Consider the following 22,171-nt stretch of genomic DNA (forward strand, 5'->3'; position numbering starts at 1 on the left):
AATTATGGACACAAATTTGCTAACAGCACTCGCAACGATTCTCACGCCATTCTTGGGTTACTTGGCTCATAGCGCTGTGACATTGCTTAAGACTAAGACCAAGAACGGCAACTTGCAAATGTTGCTGACATGGGCTGACCAAGCGGTCTCAATGGCCGAGGCAAGTCAAGCGACTGGACCTGATAAGAAGCAACAGGCAATGGCTTTGGTTGCACAGCGTATCCAGGCTAACAAGATGTCTAAGAATTTCTCAGCCGAGCAGGTTTCGGCCGTGGTCGAACAGGCGGTTGCTAAGTTGAACGCCTTGGGCAAGTAACAAGCACTCATTTGAGTGCTTTTTTTAATGGAGGAAAATAATGGCATATAACGAAAATACAGCACTAGCTGAGGCACGCAGTTACATTGGACGGGCGACCTACTCAATGGACTGGGATAAGCGAGATGGCAAGCAAGCAGACGGGACAACCTATTTCGATTGTTCTGGATTCGTTTATCATCTATTAAATGTAGCTGGTGCGATTGATGATTCATACTTGTCTCGCTCGCACTACACAGGTACATTGCCAACCGACTTGGCCAACGCAGGCTTTGTCGAAGTTGATGGCGACCACGTGCAAGCAGGGGACATCTATATCTGGGGTGCTAACTATGGTTCGGGTGCGGGAGGCAACTCTCACACTGGTATCTTTACCTCAGCAGACAACCAGATTAGTGCCTGCTACTACACATTAGGCGCTAAGAATGGCGCTGTGGTCGAATTGGGGCACGATTACTACTGGGCTCTTGATGGTAAGCCTGAGTATCATTTTTACCACTATAATGGAGGACAAGGTGCAAGCACTCCAACTGCTCAACCAGCACAAACAACATCAACTTCTAAGACTTCAATCCAGAAGTTTAAAGATGGAAAAGATAAGTACGTGCTAGATGGCTGGTTTACGATTCAAGATGTTCAGCAGATTAATAAAATCTGGCAAGTTCGGGTTGATGAATTGGCCAAATTGCCATTCGATTGGACAGATAATGGTATCCCATGTCGTGTCCTTGAGAATGCTAATGGCAATGTTAACTTCCAACCTGGCGACACAGCTCGATTCAAAGCACCATACAGCTCAGGCGCGATTGATGAGTATGACGAAGCAGAGAACGCTGTTGGAATTGACTACATTTCTGGTTACGGACGTATCTGGTACGATGCCGATAAGTTCTGGGCCCACTATTGATCAAATGCCCTTCGGGGCGTACATATAAAAAATTGAAAATAGTAAATAGTGTGATATAATTTAGTCACGAACAAGACTTAATTCCTGATTTCCGTCTTGTTTGAACCCACCATTTTTAGACTGGCAAAAATGGAAGCCTGATGATTGGGCCATATACATCATCGTATGTCCCTACCGTGACGCCTGACGGTACGCCAGCGTACATATTGTTGCTCGGGTATTAAATCCCGAGCATTTTTTTTGGGGAATAAGTAAGTGTATAAATCCTTTGATTACTTAGAATTGAATACATTAAAAGAAATTGTTGATGACTATGAACGTGATTATCACGGCCACACAGTAGAAATTACAACTAATTTTAAACCACTCCAAAATGTAATAATTAACTTTGATATTTTAGATGTCCCGCATCTTATTGGTTTTCAGTATTTATCGAAAAGGCGGTCGGCTAGTCAATTTATTGAATTAATCAAATCTGGTGACTTAACACTAGACGATATTAAAAAAGATCCATCTTTTGGAGACAAAATTAAGGATAGGCTGAAGTATCATTGTTTTTTAAATGAAGTATTCAAAAGTAATTCATCACAATTAATGGTTATAACTAGGGATATTCGTCCACCACGTCTTGGAAATGTTGAATTTCTTATTTATGATTATTTAGATGAACGAAAGAAAAAGATGGTGTTAATAGGATTTTCTCCAAATAATAAGGGGTATTATGTTCCCGCTACTCTTCATGTTCGAAGAACACCTAATGTTTTTACAGAACGAAGATTAACAGAAATAAAATCAATGAAATGGATTCGTTAGAATTTTCTTTTTGCTAATTTTAAGGATTTTTATATGCTATAATTTAGAAGAGAGCGGTACAAACCTTACGAGGTCTATCGCGGAAATTGACAGGGAAAACGCAGAAGTGCACCCGTCTTTTTTTATGATATAATTAATCCAGTAAATAACTAAAATCGTCCAAGAGATAGCCGAGCAGATAGCTTGGCTATTTTTTGTTATAATGAGCATGTGGGCACTGTTGTGTCGGCTTCCATATGACAACAAAAAACACCTAATTTAACTTAATACATTAGGCGTTTTTTTTGTTCACTGTATCAAAAGTGTATCATAATAGCTGTAAATGCTGATATATAAGTGTTCGTGTATGCGCCTACCCAGACTCGAACTGGGAGCAAAGACTTAGGAGGTCCCCGTTTTATCCCGTTAAACTATAAGCGCGAACTCTATTATTATACAAAAAAAGAGGGGGGCTTTCAATTTAAATCAGAATGGAATAGGCGTGAGAATCCAATTTTAAAAAGATTTAAGTGGGTGCCTGGTTTTTGCTATAATGAATATGAATTAAATTCAAAGTTATTTGGAAAGCGAGTTACAATCATGGGACAAGTCGTTGAAGTAAACCATCCATTGATTCAACACAAGTTGACAATCATTCGTGATGAAAAGGTGGGGACAAAGGACTTCCGGGCATTGGTCGATGAATTGGCAATGTTGTTGACCTATGAAGCCAGTCGCGATTTGCCACTGGAAGAAGTTCGGGTGAAAACACCAATTCAAGAAACAACTAAGAAACAATTAGCTGGTAAGAAATTGGCCGTTGTGCCAATTTTGCGGGCTGGTTTGGGAATGGTCGATGGTATCTTGCAATTGATTCCAGCTGCCAAGGTTGGCCATATTGGGATGTACCGCGATGAAAAGACATTGGAACCAGTGGAATACTTCATTAAGTTACCAGAAGATATTGATCAACGTGAAGTTTTGTTGGTCGACCCAATGTTAGCAACTGGTGGCTCAGCTAAGGATGCTATTTCTGCCTTAAAGAAGCGGGGCGCTGAACAGATTAAGTTGATTACCCTTGTTTCATCACCAGAAGGCATTCAAGCCGTTACCTCTGCCCACCCTGATGTTGATGTCTACACGGCTTCGATTGATGAAGGGCTGAATGGGGATGGCTATATTGTTCCTGGTCTGGGGGACGCAGGAGACCGTCTCTTCGGTACGCACTAAAAAATTAATGACATGATGTGGAAACGAAAGCAAAAACATGATGAAGATGATGCCCTTGTTCGACCGTCTTCCCGCTTGGCCCTTTTTCAAAATCAGACCCTAGGTAATTTGGCGACTCAGAAAAAGGTCGCGATGGTTGGCGCTGTTTTGGTGCTGATTTTATCAATTATTTTGACGGTTGCTGCCCTAGAAAATAATGTGCAAACGCAATCGGTTGGCCCAACACAGACAGCCTTACCAATGACGCTGCAGGTCGCTGCCAGAAATGCCATTGTGATTGATGCGAAAACAGGGCAGGTCCTTGGCGAAAAGGGAGCGGACAAGCAAATCGGGATTGCCTCGCAAAGTAAGATGCTAACTGCTTATGGCATTTTGCAAGGAATCAAAAAGAAACGCTTTACCTGGGATAGTCTGGTGACGATTACTCAGCAGTCTGATTGGTCTAAAAAGGATAATGCTACTTTTTCCCACCTAGAAATTTCGGTTGGACAGAAGTTGGCCGTAAAGGAACTTTTTGCGGCGATGTTTACTTCAAGTGCTAATGATGCAGCCTTGGCGTTAGCTGATTTTGCCAAAGAACAAAATCAGACGCAGCAACAGGCTCTTGAAGGCTGGGCGAAGGATCTGAAGTTAACTGGATCAAAGTGGTATAACGCCGCGGGTCAGGTTAACAAGGATGCCTCTGATTATCAGGTTAAAGATGCTAATCCTGATGCAGAGAACACTGCTTCTATTCGACAACTCGCTATTTTGGCCTATCAAGTGATTCGAGAAGATCCGACTATTCGGTCATACTATGAAAAACGGGGCTTAGTGTACCATCCATCGGCAAATGAAACTAAGATAAAGCTGACTGAAGGGGCCAAATTTGACCAGGAAATCAAGGCAAAACTTTCAAATCCTAAAAACTTGACCTTTGAAGGATTGAAGACTGGATCAACACCGGCATCAGGTGGTGCTTTGACTGGTTTAATCAAAGATCAAAATGGTCATGAATTTATTACGGTGGTTTCTGGTGCCGGTCGCTATACGGACCAGGTGCAACGCTACCAAAATACGGTTGATGTGGTCAACCAAGTGCTTGACCACTACACGCCCGTTACCTATCAAAAGGGGCAGGCGGTGACAGAGAGCCAGTTCAAGAATAAAAATTTGGCTGGTGGTCACCAGAGCCTAGTCGTTGGGCAAAGCAGGACTTTCTGGTTAACAAAGGGGCGAACTGCAGTTGGGTACCAACGGCCAAGTCGTCTGCAGTCGATCGTTACCAAGAAGGGTGCAACAGTTTTGACGGTTCAGCCAACCTTGAAGGCCAAGTTCTTGCCGGAAGTGAATTCAAAAGAACAAAAACTTCAATTAGTTAATCAACAAACTTATCATCTTGGACACTGGTGGCAAAGGATTTATCACTGGTTGAAGTTCTGGTAAGCATAAAAAAGGGAGCCTTTTCGGGCTCCTTTTTTACTGCTTAATTTGCTTGGTCAATACCGGCACGTTGCTTTAACTTGGCCAATTGTTCATCCAAAGAATCATCGGCAGCAGTCTTTGCTTCTTCTGCTTTTTCTTTGCCGGTTTCTGAAAGTTCATTGGCCTTTTGCTTACCAGCTTCTGAAAGTTCGCTGGCCTTTTGCTTGCCAAGGGCAACGAGTTCTTCACCCTTTTCCTTACCGGCTTCAGTTAATTCGTTGGCTTTCTTTTTCAAATCAGCCATTCGATCGTCATCCTTCAACAAAAGGTAAGCGAGGGCGGCGTTACCAAAGAGGGAAGCGCCCAATAAAAAGTTTTTCATAACGGTATCTCCTTTATTTGTCATTCTTAGCTCCATTATCGACAAGTGACTAAGGATTGTCAACCAATATTACAAAAAAATGTCAAAAGCGACAGGGACTCAAAAGGGCCCGGAAAATGATATAATGATAATAGTTTAACATTGGAAAAAGGGGTAACTGATGATTAGTTTGAAGTCACCGCGAGAAATTGCGGCCATGAAGAAATCCGGTGCAATTATTGCCGGAATGCACTTGATGTTGCGCGACTTTATTAAGCCGGGCGTGGATACTTGGGACATTGAGTTAAAATGTAAAGCTTACATTGAGGACCATGGTGGTGTGCCATTGCAAATTGGTTTTGAAGGCTTTAAGTATGCAACGACGATTTCGGTCAATAGCGAAGTCGCCCATGGTCTGCCTCGTAAAGGCTTGAAATTAAAAGACGGTGATTTGGTCAAGGTTGATACGGTTGTCGGCTTAGATGGGGCTGTTTCAGACTCAGCATGGACATACGCCGTTGGCAACGTGTCACCCGAAGTTAAAAAATTGATGGAAGTTGCGAAGAAGTCGCTGTACTTGGGCATTGACCAGGCAGTGGTTGGTAACCGAATTGGTGATATCGGTTGGGCAATTCAGGACTACACTGAAAATCAGAATGGCTATGGCGATGTTCGCCAGTACATTGGTCATGGTGTTGGTCCAACAATGCATGAAGATCCACAGGTTCCTCATTATGGTAAGCCAGGACATGGATTGCGTCTCAAGGAAGGAATGGTCATTACCATTGAACCAATGATCAACTTGGGTGGCTGGGAAGTCGAAACCGATGATACACCAGAAGATGGTTGGACGGTTCGCACTTTGGACGGCTCATGGTCAGCTCAATATGAGCATACCTTGGCGATTACCAAGGACGGTCCAAAGATTTTGACTAGCCAAGATGAAGTAGAGGATGCCAAGTATTTGTAATTACTTTGGTTGATCCGTGCAAATCACATGTAAAAAGAAAGAGAGCCCAATGGACTTACCGCAAGCCTTTATTGATAAATACCAAGACCTGCTCGGGAGTGCCAGTGGGCCTTTTTTGCAGGCACTCCAAGAACCCGGTCAGAAGGGTTTTCGGCTTAACCCATTGAAGGCCCAGCAGACACCAAGAGACTTGTCGCTTAACAAAAAAGTTCCCTATGGGCAGTGGGGATACTTTGGCCAAGTAGCTGGCAAGGGGATCGATCATTTAACCGGTCTTGTTTATTCACAGGAGCCATCGGCCCAATTTGTTGGTGAGGTGGTTAACGCCAAACCGGGTGAAAAAATTTTAGATTTGGCGGCCGCACCTGGCGGGAAGTCAACCCATATTGCTAGTCAACTGAACGGCCGGGGATTGTTATGGACGAATGAAATATTCTTCGCTCGAGCCAAAATTCTATCCGAAAATATTGAACGTTTTGGCGTCAAAAATGCCGTGGTTTCTTCGATGGATGCTAGTGACCTAGCGAAAGCTTTACCAGCATACTTCGATAAGGTCTTGCTTGATGCTCCTTGCTCGGGTGAAGGGATGTTTCGTAAGGACCATGACGCCATCCAATATTGGTCGACTTATTATCCGACCGAATGTGCTATTCGTTCGCATGAAATTTTGGAATCAGCGGTGAAGCTGGTCCGACCTGGTGGTGAGCTGATTTATTCAACTTGTACCTTTGCACCAGAAGAGGACGAGCAGACCATCGCTTGGTTGGTCAAGCATTATCCAGAATTTACCATCGAAGCCATTGACCGGCCAGTAGGGTCTGGCATTCAGGCCGGACGACCCGAATGGGCTGATGGCAACCCCGATTTAGCGAAAACTGCCCGTCTATGGCCACAAGATTTGCCTGGTGAAGGTCACTTTGTGGCTCGGTTGAAGAAGGCCGAACTGGCGGAGGATGAAAGTCCTGTCAAGGCACCCAAGGCACAAAAGCCAAGTAAGATGTCTCAAGCCGATGTGACGTTGATGGAACATTTCTTTCAGGAATCATTGCCCGGTTTTGACCTTGATGAAAGTCGGTTAAGAACGTTTGGTGATCGGGTATTCTTGTTGCCGGTGGACTGTCCTGATTTGAGCAAAACAAAGGTTTTGCGAGCAGGTTTGTGCCTCGGTACTCTCAAGAAAAATCGGTTTGAGCCGGACCATGCTTTGGCTTTGGCGGTTGATCCGAGCCAAGCGGGCAAGCAGGTGTATGACCTTGATGCCCATGATGATTTGGCCACCTACATCCATGGCGACGTGATCAATACAAAAGAAGACCTGCAAAAGGGCTTTGTGTTGATGACGGCCAATGGTAACGGACTTGGCTGGGCTAAGTTTGTCAATGGCCAGTTGAAGAACTTTTTCCCTAAGGGATTGCGCTACTGATTTTTTTGGGGCAGAGGGGGAGACGTTCAAGAACTGTCGATATTGGTTGGCAGCCTGATGCGCCTACCCAGATTCGAACTCGACAATGAAGAAATTAGCTAAATAAATAGAAGTTTGTAAAGGAGAAAACGATGGCTTTTGCAAAGTCTGTGACCATCCCTAACGATGGCACTTATGAAATTGATCCACAAATTAAAAAATTTGCCTTACTGGACCTTGGTTTTTTGACGAACAATGCCGGTGCATTTGTTCTTCAACGGCCGCTGCAACCAGACCTACCAGTCGACCAATCAATTAAGTTGAAGGTCACGGTTAGTAAAGATTTGACCGGCTTTAAGATGGTTGTGGTTTCAGCCGGCAATGTCGCCCCAGTCGACATTTTTGCTCGTGCTGATAAGGACGAATTAGTGAAGATTTATCGCTATTACTTACAAGAATTAGAAGACCGGCAGGTATTAAAAAAGCAATCATGACAACTTTTTATTTCGTCCGTCACGGACAAACTGAATGGAATTTGGAACGGCGCTTTCAAGGGGCACAGGGGGATTCTCCACTTTTGCCTGGTTCTTATGAGGATATGAAGAAGGTTGCCGGTTTCTTAAAAGACAAGCACATTGACCGAGTTTATGCTTCACCGTTACCAAGAGCAAAGGTGACTGCCGAACGCATCCAGGCTGATTTGCCAAACGATCCCCGGCTTTCTTTGCATTCCAACATCGTTGAGGTTGGCTTGGGCGAATGGGAAGGCCAGGCAATGGCCGACGTGCAGAAAAACTATCCGGAAGCTTATGATGTCTATAAGAACCATCTGGAGCGTTTTGAAGGCCAGGGCTTTAATGGTGAGGGCTACACGAAGGCGGTTGCCCGTTTTCAAAAGATGATTCAAGAGATTGTCGCCAACCATCCGGATGATGCTGTTTTGGTGGTTGCTCATGGACTGATTTTAACCTTTGGAATGACGAGTTTGCTGGGCATCCCTCGTGACCAAATCAGGTCATTGGGCGGCTTGTCGAATACGTCAACGACAATTATTGAAACAAAGAATGGCCAAGATTTTGACTTGGTAAAATGGAATGAAACCAGTTATTTGAACAAAGATCAGGATGCCGGTACAACAATTTAAGTTGGTGAACCGGACTAAAATTTGGTCAATTAAAACTGGTCCCGCTCTAGTAAGAGCGGATACATAAGATGGTGAAGGTACGATGGCAAGGACAATTCGAGAGGACAATCAAATAACGGGCACGCTGCAAAACGTGATTTTTTCGGCAAATGATTCGTACTTTAAGATTCTGTCTGTCACGGTTAACGAGACCGATTTGGAGGATTGGGACGAAGAAGAAATTATTGTTACCGGGACCTTTGCCTCGGTTAAGCCTGGTTCGACTTATGCTTTTTATGGGCAACTGGTCACGCACCCCAAATATGGCCAACAGTTCCAGGCCGCTCGCTATGAAAATCAGATGCCAGCGGATGAGAAGGGGCTTGTGGCCTTTTTTGCGTACGGCGATTTTCCAGGCGTGGGGAAGAAGACCGCGGAAAAAATTGTCGACCACCTTGGTCAGGATGCCATTGATTTGATTTTGGCCGATTCGAGCGTTTTAACCGGCATAGTTAAGCCAAAGGTCGCGGCTGATTTGGCCGAAAAGCTCCAAGAAAATTTGGGACTGGAGAAGCTTTTTTTGCTTGGCCACCAAATTGGCCTCTCAGCAGATGTCGCGGGACGACTCTTTGACCACTATGGGGAGGAGGCGCAGGAAGTTCTGCAGAAGACCCCCTATCGCTTAGTCTATGAATTTGATAGTTTGCCCTTTAAAAAGGTGGATGCCATTGCCAAGCAGGCCGGTTTTTCTGACGACCATCCGGACCGAATCCAAGCCGGGGTCTATGCTGGAATTTTAAATGCCTGTTACTCGGCTGGTCACACCTATTTAACGGTTGACCAGGCACTTTCGGCTGCTCAGTCAACCCTGCAGAGCAATAGTTCAAGCATGCAAACGGCCATTGACCAGGCCCTCGGTGCTTTGGTAAGCCAAGAGCGGTTGGTCTATGAAGACGGTAACTATAGCCCGACTGATTTAAAAGGGGCGGAAGCTCTTGTCAGCTCAAAGGTTAACAGCTTGTTAAAGGCTAAATCAGCTGTCCAGACGACCCCGGACTTGGTGGATACCACCTTTGTGGTCCCAGAAAACCTGGACTTAGATGAAGTCCAACGGGCGGCGGTTGAAGCAGCCTTGACGAACCAGGTCTTTGTTCTAACTGGTGGACCAGGAACTGGGAAAACAACAGTCACGAAAACGCTGGTTGCGACCTGGGAAGCGTTGGTCCGCCACCAGGCCCAAAGTCAAGGGCGCGACAAAGAGTGGGTTAAGCAAAATCGTGTTCGGCTGGCCTCACCGACTGGTCGGGCAGCCAAGCGGATGACCGAGATTACGGGTTATGAAGCAACCACCATTCACCGTTTGCTCGGTATTACAGACGGTGATGACGCCGAATTTGATGCCGATAATCCGATTTCCGGTGGTCTGTTAATTATTGATGAGGCCTCCATGCTCGACATCTCCTTGGCGGAAAGCCTCTTTGCTGCCTTGCCCAAGGATATGCATATCGTCTTAGTTGGGGATGCCGACCAATTGCCATCTGTTGGTCCCGGCAACGTCTTGTATGATTTGATTCAAAGTCAGGTCGTGCCGCACGTTGCCTTAGAACGGATTTACCGCCAGGGTAAGGGATCCAGCATTTCAGCCTTGGCTCAGTCGATTAATGCGGGAATCTTGCCGAAGGATTTCCAGGAAAATCAGTCGGATCGCTCAACCTTTTTAACCACTGCTGACCAAGTCCCAAGAGCCGTTAGCCAGGTGCTGCAGGCAGCAGTTAAAAAGGGCTTTACGGCCAATCAAGTCCAAGTTTTGGCACCAATGTATAAGACACCGGCTGGTGTCTTGGCTTTGAATCAAATTGCCCAGGACCTCTTTAATCCGGTTAAACCCGGTCAAAAGACTTTGCAACAGGGGGAGACCGTCTTTCGCTTGGGTGATAAGGTTCTTCAGTTGGAAAATGATTCCGAACGGGACATTTATAATGGCGACATGGGTCAGGTGATTGCCATCCACTATAAGAAGGAGCCTGGTGTGGCTGCGGATTCATTGGTCGTTGACTTTGATGGCCAGGAGGTCTGGTATACGAGTAAGACTTTAAATCAGCTGACCCTGGCTTACGCCACAACGATTCACAAGGCGCAAGGAAACGAGTTTAAGCTGGTGATTTTGGTCTTAACAGGACAATTTAAAATCATGTTGAATCAAAACTTGGTCTATACCGCCATTACCCGGGCCAAGGAATCCTTGGTGATGGTGGGTGATTACAGCGCGTATGATTACGCAGCGACACATCCGGTACCGGTTCGGCAAACCTTCTTGCAGGAGCTGCTGGTCGGCCAGCAGGATGAGCGAAAGGCTCAGGGTCCCCGTGCATCGCAGGCAGGTAGCCAGGACGGAAGTCATGACGGACGGGTAGCTAAGAATCAGAGACAGACGGTTGACCGTGACGAGCGGGTAGCTAAGCATCAGGGGCAGACGATTGACCGTGACGAGCGGCCAGTGAACCATCAACCTCAAAAAGATCTAGCCAAGCAGGAAACATCCCAGCAGGCTCAAGCAACAGGTTCAGATTTTGCGGATTTCAATCACTCTGACCAGCGGTCACTAACGTCTTCATCACAGCAAGACCCAGTAGTGCAGATGCCAGCGGCTGCCGACCAAGTGGTTGGCGAAAGTGGTCTGACGGTGGCAACTTTGACACAAGCCATGGCCGACCCAATGGTTGGCATGGCTGATTTAAAGCCAGCTGATTTTATGCCCGAATCGCGGTAAATTTTTGTATAATAGTAGCAGATTAAGTCTTAGACCAGATTGCTTTTTGCAGTGGTCCCAGTCAATAAAATAACAAACTTGAATTTTTTGGAGTATTTATGACCGCCAATCCGAAATACCGTCTCTTTGATTTGGGTACAAACCCAGATTTGACTGAGGCGATTGCGAAACAATTACACACGCCCGTTGCCCCGGTAGAGATTCAGACTTTTGCCGACAACGAGATTTATGAACGAATCGTTGATTCTGTCCGGGGGATTGACGTTTACGTTGTCCAACCCATCAGTGAACCGGTCAATGATAACTTTATCAAGTTGATGATTTTTATCGATGCCGCAAAGCGGACATCAGCCAAGTCCATCAACGTGATTATTCCTTATCTTGGCTACGCTCGGTCAGACCGCAAGACGCGGTCGCGGGAACCGATTGTTGCCCGCCTGATTGCCAATATGTTGGAAAGTCAGGGCGTTAAGCGCGTCATGACGATGGACTTGCATACGAGTCAGGTGCAGGGATTCTTCGACATTCCTGTTGACCACCTGATTGCCATGCCCGTTCAAGCGAAATTCTACGAGGACCAGGGCCTGGTCGGACCGGATGTGGTCGTGGTTGCCTCTGGTTCTTCAACTTTGAAATTAGTCCAGCGATTGGCTGAAGTCTTGCACGCCCAATGGGCGATTGTTGATCAAGACCGGGATCCCCGGGTGAAGGCAGCGGTAACTGGAAACGTCGCCGGTAAGCATGCCATCATCTTGTCGGATATGATTGATACTGGTGAGGCAACGGTCAAAGCGGCCATCGCCGTTCAAAAAGCGGGTGCAAAGACGATTGATGCCTTGGCAACCCACGCCGTCTTGTCAGGGGATGCTTCTAAGAAGCTTCAGGAGTCAGTGATCGACCGTGTAATTGTCACTGATACGGTACCAATTCCGGCTGAAAAGCACTTTGATAAATTGACGGTCATTACAGTGGCGAATCTCTTCGCCGAAGCGATTGGTCAAGTGATTGCCCACAAATCGATGGCCAAGGTCTTGTTGAGTCCAGACCAACGTGAGGACCAGAAATGATGACAACTGATTTATTACAGTTTGCTTCACCGGAATGGTCGGCACTTGAAGAGGGCGGGGTATTGACCTCACAGTATGGTGCCTATTTGTCCCTGAAAACGCAAGACGCTGGCACGTTGACATTGACTTTTGCCAAGCATTATCCAAACCTGGTTTGGACGGTGACGATTGACGGGGAAAAATCAGAAGATCTGTTGGTCATTGCAGACCATGTCAGCGTTCATCTGCAGGCTGGCCACTACTACCAGTTCACTTTGGATCAGTGGGAGACGGGACAGGTTGACTTTTGGCGGACGGGACTTGTACTTGCGGACCTCACTTGGTCAGGGGATGAAGAACTTTTGTCTGTCTTGCCCAAGGACGGTGAGGCAGCAACGCCTTATCTGACCTTTGTTGGCGATTCGATTGTTGCCGGTGAGGCAATGGCCGGTTCAAATCATGACCGCCACCAACCGGCTTTATCCTTTCCAGCCTTAGTGGCCAAGAACTTTGGCCGCCCGTTAAACCGAATCGCCTATGGCGGAACGGGCTTGACCGCTCGGGCGCCATTCCAGGAGCCAAAGGCCATTGATGCCCTTTGGCAAGTCGGGGAAGGGATTAGTCGCCGGCGAGTGGCAACGGATCGAGTGATTGTAGCCTACGGACTAAACGATGCCAACTATGGGGCGAGTGACCAAGAATTCGCTTTTGGTTTGCGCGTCTATTTGTTAGAATTGGTGAAACGGTTCCACGGTGCTGATTTTTATTTATTAACCCCTTGGAATGGTGCCTTTGTAGACATCGTTTTGGCTGAAGTTGCTCGCTTTAGCAACTTTACCGTTGTTCGGGCGGACCAGTGGGGGATTCAGACACGACCGTACCACCCTGACGTGTTGGCCCATCAGAAAATTGCAGAACAGTTAGTAGCAGTATTGGAGGAATAGACATGGTTTACCAAGCAGCAGAAGATCGTTATGAAAAGTTGCCCTATCGTCGAGTCGCTGATTCGGGCTTGATTGTCCCCGCCGTTTCCTTTGGCCTTTGGCGCAACCTTGGCGATACCAAGCCACTGGAAAACTCTCGTAAAGTGATTTTGAAGGCCTTTGATGAAGGAATTTTCTCTTTTGATAATGCCTTTAATTACGGTCCAAACAATGGAACCGCCGAAGAAACCTTTGGTCAGGTATACAAGTCTGATTTGAAGCCTTACCGAAACGAATTGGTGATTACAACGAAGGCCGGTTACCACATGTGGCCTGGGCCAATGGGCGAATTTTCTGGTCGCAAGACTTTGATTAACGCCTTGGATACTTCACTGCAAAAGATGAATTTGGACTACGTGGACATCTTTTATGCTCACCGTTTTGATCCAAATACAAACTTGGAAGAAACTGCTCTTGCCTTAGATACTTTGGTTCGCCAGGGCAAGGCCCTTTATGTTGGGGTTTCAAACTATACGGCCGAACAAACACAAGCCATTGCTGAAATCTTCAAGGAATTGAAGACGCCATTTATCGGTAACCAGGTTTCTTATAACATGCTAAATCAGGAACAGAAGAATTCAGGCTTGTTGGACATCTTGGACCAACACCACGCAGGACTCTTTGCCTACGGACCATTGGCCGAAGGCTTGTTAACGGACCGCTATCTAAACGGCGTACCGGAAGACTTCCCAATCCACAAGACCAACGGTTTCTTGTTTGAAAACGGTCGCGATGCTTTGGCAGCTAAGTTGCGTGCGCTGAATGAGTTGGCCCAAGGTCGTCAACAGACACTGAGCCAAATGTCTTTGGCCTGGTTGCTCCAAGACAAGCGGGTTGCTTCTGTTGTCATTGGAACATCATCAGTTGATCATTTGATGGACAACCTTGAATTTACGAAGAACTTGGACTTTTCTGCCGATGAATTGGCACAAATTGACCAAATTATTAACCAATAATCATGTAAAAACAAAAGACCAATTTTTGGTCTTTTTTTAGTGCCTTGAAGTGGCATAAAGTTTTTTTGACCTAGCCAGAGCGGCCTTTTTCCTGTAAAATTGTTAGGTATTTCGCTATCTAAAAAATGCTGGTTGGTTTAGATAGCCATGAATGGAGTTTAACATTAATGGAAAAGAAGCTTAGTTGGAAACAGGCCTTACTCCTGTTTTCATTGATTTTTGGAATGTTCTTTGGATCCGGGAACCTGATTTTCCCGGTTCACTTGGGACAAATTGCGGGTGCACAATGGGGCCCTGCTACGGTTGGTTTTTTGCTGAGTGCGGTTATCTTGCCGCTATTATCTTTGGTTGCTTTAGCCGTTACCCGGTCCGAATCCGTCTTTGATTTGATTCGACCATTAGGACACAGACCGGCCACGATTTTTTTGGTGGCCTTACAGCTTTGCTTGGGACCAATCATCGTGGCTCCTCGAACGGCAACGGTTGCTTATTCGTTCTCCTTTGCTAATTGGTTACCAAAGGGTCAGCAACAAATTGGTCTGATTGTCTTTGCCTTGGTTTATTTTATCCTCGTTTATTGGTCATCAACTCAGTCAACGAAATTGCTGGATATTATTGGACGCTACTTAAACCCAATTTTCTTGGTTATGTTAGCATTCATTTTTATTTTGGCGATTCTTTCACCAATGGGTTCCACTCACCAAGCGGTGACAGCGGCCTACCAGGGAAATGCAATTGCGCCGGCCTTTATTGAGGGGTACAACACGGTTGATGCGATGGCCGGACTGATTTTTGGGGTGACGATTGTGCATTCCATTCAAAAATTAGGTTATAAAAAGCCTGGCGAAATCGCGACGGTCATTGTGAAGACAGGGACCTTGTCGATGGTTGTTTTGGCTGTGGTCTATGTGGGCTTGATTTTGCTGGGAACGACTTCCTTAGCCCATATGCCAATTTCTAGTAACGGTGCCGTTGCTTTGACCAATGTGATGCTGTATTATTTCGGCCGTTTTGGTCAAATCTTTATTGCTGTCATGGGCACTTTGGCCGTCTTTACCACGGCCATGGGGCTGACGGCATCCTTTGCCCGCGATTTGAACCGCGTTTGGCCAAAGGTTTCTTATAAAGGTTGGTTGGCTTTTGCCTCACTTTTGGCCTTTATCGTTGCCACACTAGGGCTTGATAAGATTATTGTTTGGGCTGCGCCTATTTTGATGTTCTTATATCCCATTGCGATTGTTTTGATCCTACTGAGCTTGCTGTCACCATGGCTTGGCCAAGGCCGCTTCCTCTATGGCTGGGCACTGGGCTTGACATTGATTGCAGCTGTTTTTGATGGCTTGTCGAACGCACCTTTTGCCAAGGACCTTGGTGGATTAGTTTCTTATAGTGTCGGAACAACCACTCACGTCGGTTGGTACCAGGCCCATATTTTTGGTGCTAGTGCCGGCTTTGGCTGGATTGGTTTTGCCTTCTTTGGCATTGTGATTGGTCTGATTTGCCAAAAGTTGTTTGGAACAAAGACACAGTCATAAAAAATCAGGAGTGAAAACGATTTCGTTTTCACTCCTTTTTTTGTATGCTGAAATAATTGCCCAACAAAAAAAGCCTACCGAGTGATCTGGAACCCGAAATTTTGGGGTGGGTAGACTTTTCATTAATTTAGTCGACTTCTTCGTTAATAATTCGGTATGCCAATGATTCTGACATCACCAAGTCGGTGACAAAACCACCACGAAGGGCGCCAAGAGCTGCTTTTGACTTGGCCTTAGAACGGACAACCCCAATTCGCTTTGGCGTAGCGAGAATGGAATTCATGTCCAAACCAACAACTTTATCGGAACCAACATTTAGGATGTTACCGTTGATGTCGTATGGTCGACCGTAAATCATACCAGCAACTTCGCCCAATTTAACATTTGGGAAGAGGCGGTTGATGTTTTGGTTCCAAATGGCGATTGATTCAAGCGAGGCAATGGTGCCCATACCAGTCAAAACCGTATCCATCTGCTTGGCCAAGTCGATGGTCTGCTTGATTGAAACGGCCTCGTAAAGGCCATTGCGGACAGCATCATCGGCTAGGTAGAGGGGAGCGGGGAGCGTTAAGAACTCACCAGCAACCTTCTTGGCCGCACGTTCAACGATGCGAACGGACCCGGCCGTAGAATTGTATTTCATGTTTTCCCCAACAAATTGGGTGAATTTAATCTGATCCAATGGATTTGACGTGATGGCATCGATCAGTGAGTACATCGTGTCACCCCATGTCATACCAACAATATGGGGGCCGTTTTCTAAGTGTTTGACCACTAAATTGGCTGCATAGTTTGAAATCAAATCTTCAGTGGCACTCGTTGTGGTGTCATCTTGGATGATGTAGCAATTTGTGTTTGGAAATTTTTCTTTAAAAACTTGCTCTAACTGTGAATTACGGTTAGCAGAGGTGGCAATTTCAATCTTTACTACGCCGGTTTTCACGGCTTCCGTCAAGTACTTGTTAATGAGGTACCGGGAAACGTCGTACTTAGTCGAAATTTCACCAAAGGACAACTTGTTTAAATAGTAGTCTTCAGAAATCTGTGCCAGTAAGTTTGGATCCGTTGTGGACATATTGTCATCCTTTTCCTTCTATTATTGATTTTCTTCAATTTAACCCGCTTTTTTTGGGCTAAACAAGAAATCATTAAATTGATTCTACTACAAAATTCAAGATATTTACAATCAAAGTGTAAAATGTTTTAAAAGTAAGACGAATTCAAAGATGGTAAAAAACTTTAAATATTGAAAAATGATTAATTATACATTTTAATTGTAAAAATATTAAATATTTTTCTTTACATTCGTCAATGCACAATTTAAAATGAATTTAGGATTTAATTCAAGTCTTCAAAAACAGAGGAGGCCAATATGGTAGATATGAATGAAGTCTTTGCACTTCATGAGCACCACCAAGGAGCCCTGACGATTCAGGGGACCTTTGCAATCAAGGACGCAGCTGATTTAGCCAAGGCATACACGCCGGGCGTGGCAGCCTTAGCCAAACAAATCGAGCGTCAACCGGAGGATCAAAAGAAGTACACCATTTCTGGTAAATTAGTACCGGTCATTACCGACGGTTCGGCTGTCTTGGGCTTAGGGAATATCGGCCCCGGGGCTGGCTTACCAATTGTTGAAGGTAAGGCGCTGATTTATAAAGAGTTTGCCGGAGTCGATGCACTGCCGATGGCGTTGAATCAGGTACCAGTCGAGGAATTTGTGGCAACGATTAAGACAATGGCGCCATCCTTTGCGGGCATTCATTTGGAAGATATTGCTGCGCCACGCGTTTTTGAAATCGAGCAGCAACTACAAGAAGCCCTTGATATTCCGGTTTATCACGATGATCAAACTGGTACAGCCATCGTTGTGCTGGCGGCTTTGATCAACGCTGCTAAGTTCGTTGGCAAGCCCTTGACGGATTTGAAAATTGTGATTAATGGTGTCGGTGCTGCTGGGGTGGCAACGGCGAAGCTACTATTAGCCGCAGGAATTAAAAAGCAAACGCTTGTCGACATCCATGGTGTCATTCGACCAGATGATGAGGACTATAACCGTTTCCAACGTGATTTAGCAAAGCAAGTTGATCAAAGTCAGGGGCAAAGCTTGGATGATGTCATTGACCAGCAAGACGTCTTTATTGGCTTGTCAGATGAACACCTTTTGTCAACGGAACAAGTTCGTCGAATGGCCGATAAGGCGATTGTTTTGGCTTTAGCTAATCCGGTACCCGAAATTTTGCCGGATGAAGCCAAAGCGGGTGGGGCTGTTGTGGTTGCGACTGGTTCTTCTCAGTGGGCCAACCAGGTGAATAACATTTTGGCCTTTCCAGGTCTGTTTAAGGGCCTGTTGGCTACTGATTTAAAATCAGTTTCCATCGCACTGCAGCTCCATGTGGCGACAGCTCTGGCTAACCTAGTTGAGCAGCCAAGTGCAGAAAAAGTGGTGCCCGCTGTCTTTGATGATGGTGTGGTGGCGGCAGTGGAAAATGCGGTCTTGGCTTTTGCCAAAGAAGAAAATTAAAGTAGTGGATTGAAGCAAGAAGGTGGGGCGTCCGTCGGTAATGGAAACGATTCAAGAAATTTATTTGACTAACCCAACTACGAAAAAGGATTGGCAACAGTTTTTGACCAGACAGGGCCTTGCTGATTTTTCTGATCAAGAACTGGCTGGACTCGATCAAACCTTTGCAATTTATGATGACCGAGAGCAAATGGTTGGGACCGGGTCAATTGCCGGTCAAACGCTGAAGTATTTGGCCGTTTCTGCAATTGGTGCTTCCAGGGGGACCAGGTTTAACCGTCTGGTGTCAACGCTGGAAACGACGCTGGCCCAAGAAGGCATCTTTCATTTATTTGTTTTTACCAAAGTGCAATATGAACAGAGCTTTGTCCATGTTGGCTTTGCGACTTTGGCGAAGACTAATGCGGGTCTGATTTTAGAAAAGGGCTTGCCAAATGTGGCTAGCTTTCGGGCGGCATTGCCTAAAAAGCCAGATTCAGCAAAGCGAGTAGCAGCGGTTGTTTTGAATGCCAATCCTTTTACCAAGGGCCACCGGTACTTGGTGGAGACGGCAGCGCGGAAAAATGACTTTGTTTATGTATTTGTCGTGGAGGAAGACCAATCGTTGTTTACGACTGAAGAACGATTGCGTTTAGTTCAGGAAGGGACGAGCGACTTGGCAAATGTCAAAGTGGCAACTGGCGGACCTTATATGGTCTCCAGCCTGTCTTTCCCGGCTTATTTTCTCAAAGATGACAGTCAACGGGTTTCTTATCAAACGCGGCTCGATGCGACGTTGTTTAAAGAACAAATTGCCAAACCATTGGGCATCACAAGTCGGTATGTTGGCACGGAGCCACTGTCACAAACAACGAATCAGTATAATCAGGCGCTACAAGAAGTGCTACCGCCAGAAGTTCAGGTTGAGCTGGTACCAAGAATGACGGAGCCAGCAGGCAGTCAGCAGGTTATTAGTGCTCGTACGGTCCGGAAAGCCATTCAAACTGGTCGGGTTCAGGATGTGGCTGACATGTTGCCAGCGCCGAGTGCATCCTTTATCGAAAAACACCTCACCGACTTACAAGCAAGAATCAAGAAAGGACAAAAAATCGATGGAAATTAAGAAAACCGCCTTGGCGGGGACCCTCGAATCTTCGGATGTTCAAATCATGGTCAGTCAAGGCACGAATGGCCTGGAATTTGACTTGGTTTCGGATGTAGCCAAGCAGTTTGGCGACCAGATTCAAGCAACGATCGAAGGAGTTTTTGCTGCCTATGACATTCAAAATGCTGTCATTAAGGTAGTTGACCAGGGGGCCTTGGATCCTGTTATCAAAGCACGGGCCATCACGGTTTGCCAACGGGCTTTGGATCAAGTTGACCAGCCACAGTGGGAGGTGCTCTAATGGTTGCAAGTGAACGTCTACGACGGACCATGATGTTTGTTCCAGGTAATAATCCGGGGTTAATCAAGGATGCCGGAATTTTTGGGGCTGATTCGATTATGTTTGATTTAGAGGACGCGGTTTCACTCACCGAGAAAGATGCCGCCCGTTACCTCGTTTATGAGGCATTGTCCCGTTTTGATTATGGGGATGCTGAACTAGTTGTTCGAATTAATGGTTTGGATACACCCTTTTACCAAAACGATATTAAAGCGATGGTGAAGGCTGGTATTGATGTGATTCGTCTGCCAAAAACGGAATCGGCTGAGATGGTCCAGGAGCTCGAGAACTTGGTCGCTTCAGCAGAACAGGAATTTGGCAAAGAAGTTGGCTCGACTCACTTGATGGCCGCCATTGAATCGGCCAAGGGTGTTGTCAATGCCAATGAAATCGCAGCTGCTTCTGACCGAATGATTGGCATTGCGCTATCTGCCGAAGATTATACAACCGATATGAAGACCCATCGTTATCCGGATGGTCAAGAACTGTTGTATGCCCGCAATGTCATTTTGCATGCCGCTCGAGCAGCAGGAATTGCAGCTTTTGATACCGTCTTTACTAATTTGGATGACGAGGAAGGCTTTATCCGGGAAACCAAATTGATTCATCAACTTGGTTTTGATGGCAAATCAGTGATTAATCCGCGGCAGATTCCTTTGGTTAACCAAGTTTATCAACCAAGTCAAAAGGAGATTACCAACGCTCAAAACGTGATTATGGCCCTTAAGGCCGCCCAACAAAAGGGATCAGGTGTGATTGCCATTAACGGTCAGATGGTTGACCGACCAGTTGTGTTACGGGCAGAACGAGTAATGGCTTTGGCCAAGGCGAACCACCTTGTTGATCAGGAGGGAAATAACATTGAAGAATAAAGTTCAGCGCGAAATTCCAGATGAAATTTTGAACCAATACCATGATGGCGGTTTCGAATCAGTCGACTTTGGTCATCCAACAATTCAAAGGGTGGCACCAAAGGTGCTGGCGCAAACCGGTCCTAGTAAAGTTGTTGAGTCGATTCAACAGGTTGTCCATGATACTGTTTTCGATGGCATGACGATTTCTTTCCATCACCATTTTCGTGAAGGTGATTTTGTCTTTAACATGGTAATGCGAGAAATCATTGATGCCGGGTATCAAAATCTTTCGTTAGCCCCTTCATCATTGACGAACGTGATGAATGATATTGTGGTTGAAGCGATTGAAAAGGGCGTTGTCACCAATATTACCTCTTCTGGGATGCGGGGAACGCTGGGGGATGCAATCTCTCATGGCGCTCTCAAAAATCCTGTGATCTTCCGTTCACACGGAAATCGGGCACGGGCAATTGAGTCCGGTGAAATTCAAATTGATGTTGCCTTTTTAGGTGTGCCGAATGCTGATGAGATGGGAAATGCCAATGGAATGGACGGCGAAACTGCCTTTGGCTCTTTGGGTTATGCTTTGATGGATGCCCGCTATGCTGACAAATTAGTCCTGATTACGGACGATTTAAAGCCTTATCCAAACACCCCCGCTTCCATTCAGCAAACTGAGGTTGACTATGTGGTTAAGGTGGACAAGGTTGGTGACCCTGACAAAATTGGCTCCGGGGCAACTCGCTTCACCAAGGATCTAAAGGAGCTGCAAATTGCTAAGATGGTGAACCAAGTCATTACGCACTCACCATACTTTAAAGACGGCTTTTCTTTTCAGACTGGTTCCGGTGGGGCAGCGCTAGCCGTGACCCGCTTCTTGCGCCAATCAATGATTGAAAAGCAGATTAAGGCATCCTTTGCTTTGGGTGGCATTACGAAGCCAACGGTTGACCTCTTGAAAGAGGGCCTAGTTGCCAAAATTATGGACGTCCAGGACTTCGACAAGGGGGCGGCCTTCTCGATGCGAGAGAGCCCAAATCAGCAAGAAATCGATGCGTCATGGTATGCTGATCCGGCTAACAAGGGTGCCATGGTTGATAAGTTGGATGTTGCCATTCTTTCAGCCCTGGAAATCGATACTGATTTTAACGTGAATGTGATGTCGGGTTCCGATGGTGTGATTCGGGGTGCAATCGGGGGTCACCAGGATGCGGCAACGGCCAAGTTGACGATTATTTCCGCTCCTTTGGTTCGTGGTCGGATTGCTACAGTGGTTCCAGCAGTTACAACGGTGATTACGCCAGGTGATTCGATTGATGTATTGGTAACCGAAATCGGCATTGCGATTAATCCAAAGCGTCAGGATTTAAAGGATGCTCTGGCCAAGGTGCCAGGTTTGCCAATCTATTCGATTGAAGAACTGCAACAACGCGCAGAGAAATTGGTTGGTCGACCTAAGCCGTTGGCCTTTAAAGACCGAGTGGTGGCCTTGGCCGAATATCGTGATGGCACTCTCATTGATGTCATCAAGGAAGTACAAGATTAACAGTTAGTTTGGAGGGCAGGGAAACCGG

21 protein-coding genes and 1 tRNA gene are annotated in these 22,171 nt (G+C 46.1%); 19 read left to right on the top strand and 3 right to left on the bottom strand.

The window, feature by feature from the left end; genetic code table 11:
- Nucleotides 1-4 precede the first annotated feature (4 nt).
- From AABI08_RS00975 to AABI08_RS00985, 3 genes are all read left to right on the top strand, one after another.
- Complete coding sequence (locus AABI08_RS00975) at nt 5-316, top strand: phage holin (RefSeq protein ID WP_338343139.1); 312 nt, start codon at nt 5-7, stop codon at nt 314-316.
- A gap of 40 nt (nt 317-356) precedes the next feature.
- Nucleotides 357-1,223, top strand: coding sequence for a peptidoglycan amidohydrolase family protein (locus AABI08_RS00980; protein ID WP_338343138.1), 867 nt, complete (start codon nt 357-359; stop codon nt 1,221-1,223).
- A 255-nt stretch (nt 1,224-1,478) separates the two neighbouring features.
- On the top strand, nt 1,479-2,036 hold the full coding sequence (locus AABI08_RS00985; RefSeq protein WP_338343136.1) for a PBECR4 domain-containing protein: 558 nt from the start codon (nt 1,479-1,481) through the stop codon (nt 2,034-2,036).
- Between the two features lie 347 nt (nt 2,037-2,383).
- On the opposite strand, the gene AABI08_RS00990 is transcribed toward AABI08_RS00985, so the two are convergent.
- Nucleotides 2,384-2,456: transfer RNA gene (locus tag AABI08_RS00990), tRNA-Arg, on the bottom strand.
- A 159-nt stretch (nt 2,457-2,615) separates the two neighbouring features.
- Between AABI08_RS00990 and upp the strand changes: the two genes are divergently transcribed.
- Both upp and AABI08_RS01000 read left to right on the top strand, forming a co-directional pair.
- Nucleotides 2,616-3,245, top strand: coding sequence for a uracil phosphoribosyltransferase (gene upp / locus AABI08_RS00995; RefSeq protein ID WP_338343135.1), 630 nt, complete (start codon nt 2,616-2,618; stop codon nt 3,243-3,245).
- 12 nt (nt 3,246-3,257) lie between these two features.
- Nucleotides 3,258-4,670: a D-alanyl-D-alanine carboxypeptidase family protein gene (locus tag AABI08_RS01000; RefSeq protein WP_338343134.1), complete on the top strand. Its 1,413-nt coding sequence runs from the start codon at nt 3,258-3,260 to the stop codon at nt 4,668-4,670.
- Nucleotides 4,671-4,710: 40 nt separating this feature from the next.
- Here the strand turns inward: AABI08_RS01000 and AABI08_RS01005 are convergent, their stop codons facing one another.
- Nucleotides 4,711-5,031, bottom strand: coding sequence for a hypothetical protein (locus AABI08_RS01005; RefSeq protein WP_338343133.1), 321 nt, complete (start codon nt 5,029-5,031; stop codon nt 4,711-4,713).
- Between the two features lie 160 nt (nt 5,032-5,191).
- Between AABI08_RS01005 and map the strand changes: the two genes are divergently transcribed.
- The 9 genes from map to brnQ all read left to right on the top strand — a co-directional run bounded on the left by map (nt 5,192) and on the right by brnQ (nt 15,795).
- Complete coding sequence (gene map / locus AABI08_RS01010; RefSeq protein ID WP_338343131.1) at nt 5,192-5,980, top strand: type I methionyl aminopeptidase; 789 nt, start codon at nt 5,192-5,194, stop codon at nt 5,978-5,980.
- Nucleotides 5,981-6,029: 49 nt separating this feature from the next.
- Nucleotides 6,030-7,403, top strand: a complete 1,374-nt coding sequence (locus tag AABI08_RS01015; RefSeq protein ID WP_338343130.1) for an RsmF rRNA methyltransferase first C-terminal domain-containing protein — start codon at nt 6,030-6,032, stop codon at nt 7,401-7,403.
- 131 nt (nt 7,404-7,534) lie between these two features.
- On the top strand, nt 7,535-7,876 hold the full coding sequence (locus AABI08_RS01020) for a cysteine desulfurase (protein ID WP_338343129.1): 342 nt from the start codon (nt 7,535-7,537) through the stop codon (nt 7,874-7,876).
- The gene (locus AABI08_RS01025; protein ID WP_338343128.1) at nt 7,873-8,526 is read left to right on the top strand and encodes a histidine phosphatase family protein; all 654 of its coding nucleotides are present in this window, start codon (nt 7,873-7,875) and stop codon (nt 8,524-8,526) included. The genes AABI08_RS01020 and AABI08_RS01025 overlap by 4 nt, the downstream gene beginning before the upstream one ends.
- Nucleotides 8,527-8,608: 82 nt before the next feature.
- The gene (gene recD2 / locus AABI08_RS01030) at nt 8,609-11,275 is read left to right on the top strand and encodes an SF1B family DNA helicase RecD2 (protein WP_338344080.1); all 2,667 of its coding nucleotides are present in this window, start codon (nt 8,609-8,611) and stop codon (nt 11,273-11,275) included.
- 98 nt (nt 11,276-11,373) lie between these two features.
- The gene (locus tag AABI08_RS01035; protein ID WP_338343125.1) at nt 11,374-12,342 is read left to right on the top strand and encodes a ribose-phosphate diphosphokinase; all 969 of its coding nucleotides are present in this window, start codon (nt 11,374-11,376) and stop codon (nt 12,340-12,342) included.
- On the top strand, nt 12,339-13,265 hold the full coding sequence (locus tag AABI08_RS01040) for an SGNH/GDSL hydrolase family protein (protein WP_338343123.1): 927 nt from the start codon (nt 12,339-12,341) through the stop codon (nt 13,263-13,265). The genes AABI08_RS01035 and AABI08_RS01040 overlap by 4 nt, the downstream gene beginning before the upstream one ends.
- Nucleotides 13,266-13,267: 2 nt before the next feature.
- Complete coding sequence (locus AABI08_RS01045; RefSeq protein ID WP_168778484.1) at nt 13,268-14,260, top strand: aldo/keto reductase; 993 nt, start codon at nt 13,268-13,270, stop codon at nt 14,258-14,260.
- 167 nt (nt 14,261-14,427) lie between these two features.
- Nucleotides 14,428-15,795 carry a branched-chain amino acid transport system II carrier protein gene (gene brnQ / locus AABI08_RS01050; protein ID WP_338343121.1) on the top strand — a complete coding sequence of 456 codons (1,368 nt, stop codon included), beginning with the start codon at nt 14,428-14,430 and terminating at the stop codon, nt 15,793-15,795.
- Nucleotides 15,796-15,922: 127 nt separating this feature from the next.
- Here the strand turns inward: brnQ and AABI08_RS01055 are convergent, their stop codons facing one another.
- A complete protein-coding gene (locus AABI08_RS01055) occupies nt 15,923-16,870 on the bottom strand; it encodes a sugar-binding transcriptional regulator (protein ID WP_338343120.1) in 948 nt (315 codons plus the stop codon).
- A gap of 297 nt (nt 16,871-17,167) precedes the next feature.
- Between AABI08_RS01055 and AABI08_RS01060 the strand changes: the two genes are divergently transcribed.
- From AABI08_RS01060 to citF, 5 genes are read left to right on the top strand one after another with little or no spacing between them, the layout of a single operon-like run.
- Nucleotides 17,168-18,319, top strand: a complete 1,152-nt coding sequence (locus AABI08_RS01060; RefSeq protein ID WP_338343119.1) for an NAD(P)-dependent malic enzyme — start codon at nt 17,168-17,170, stop codon at nt 18,317-18,319.
- A gap of 40 nt (nt 18,320-18,359) precedes the next feature.
- Nucleotides 18,360-19,421, top strand: a complete 1,062-nt coding sequence (citC, locus tag AABI08_RS01065) for a [citrate (pro-3S)-lyase] ligase (RefSeq protein ID WP_338343118.1) — start codon at nt 18,360-18,362, stop codon at nt 19,419-19,421.
- Nucleotides 19,411-19,704, top strand: coding sequence for a citrate lyase acyl carrier protein (gene citD / locus AABI08_RS01070; RefSeq protein WP_168778479.1), 294 nt, complete (start codon nt 19,411-19,413; stop codon nt 19,702-19,704). The genes citC and citD overlap by 11 nt, the downstream gene beginning before the upstream one ends.
- Nucleotides 19,704-20,615, top strand: coding sequence for a citrate (pro-3S)-lyase subunit beta (gene citE / locus AABI08_RS01075; protein ID WP_338343117.1), 912 nt, complete (start codon nt 19,704-19,706; stop codon nt 20,613-20,615). The genes citD and citE overlap by 1 nt, the downstream gene beginning before the upstream one ends.
- The gene (gene citF, locus AABI08_RS01080; RefSeq protein ID WP_338343116.1) at nt 20,605-22,143 is read left to right on the top strand and encodes a citrate lyase subunit alpha; all 1,539 of its coding nucleotides are present in this window, start codon (nt 20,605-20,607) and stop codon (nt 22,141-22,143) included. Before citE ends, citF begins: the two co-directional genes overlap by 11 nt.
- Nucleotides 22,144-22,171 lie beyond the last annotated feature (28 nt).

This window comes from Fructobacillus evanidus (genome assembly GCF_963580165.1).
In the GTDB taxonomy this organism is placed as follows: domain Bacteria; phylum Bacillota; class Bacilli; order Lactobacillales; family Lactobacillaceae; genus Fructobacillus; species Fructobacillus evanidus.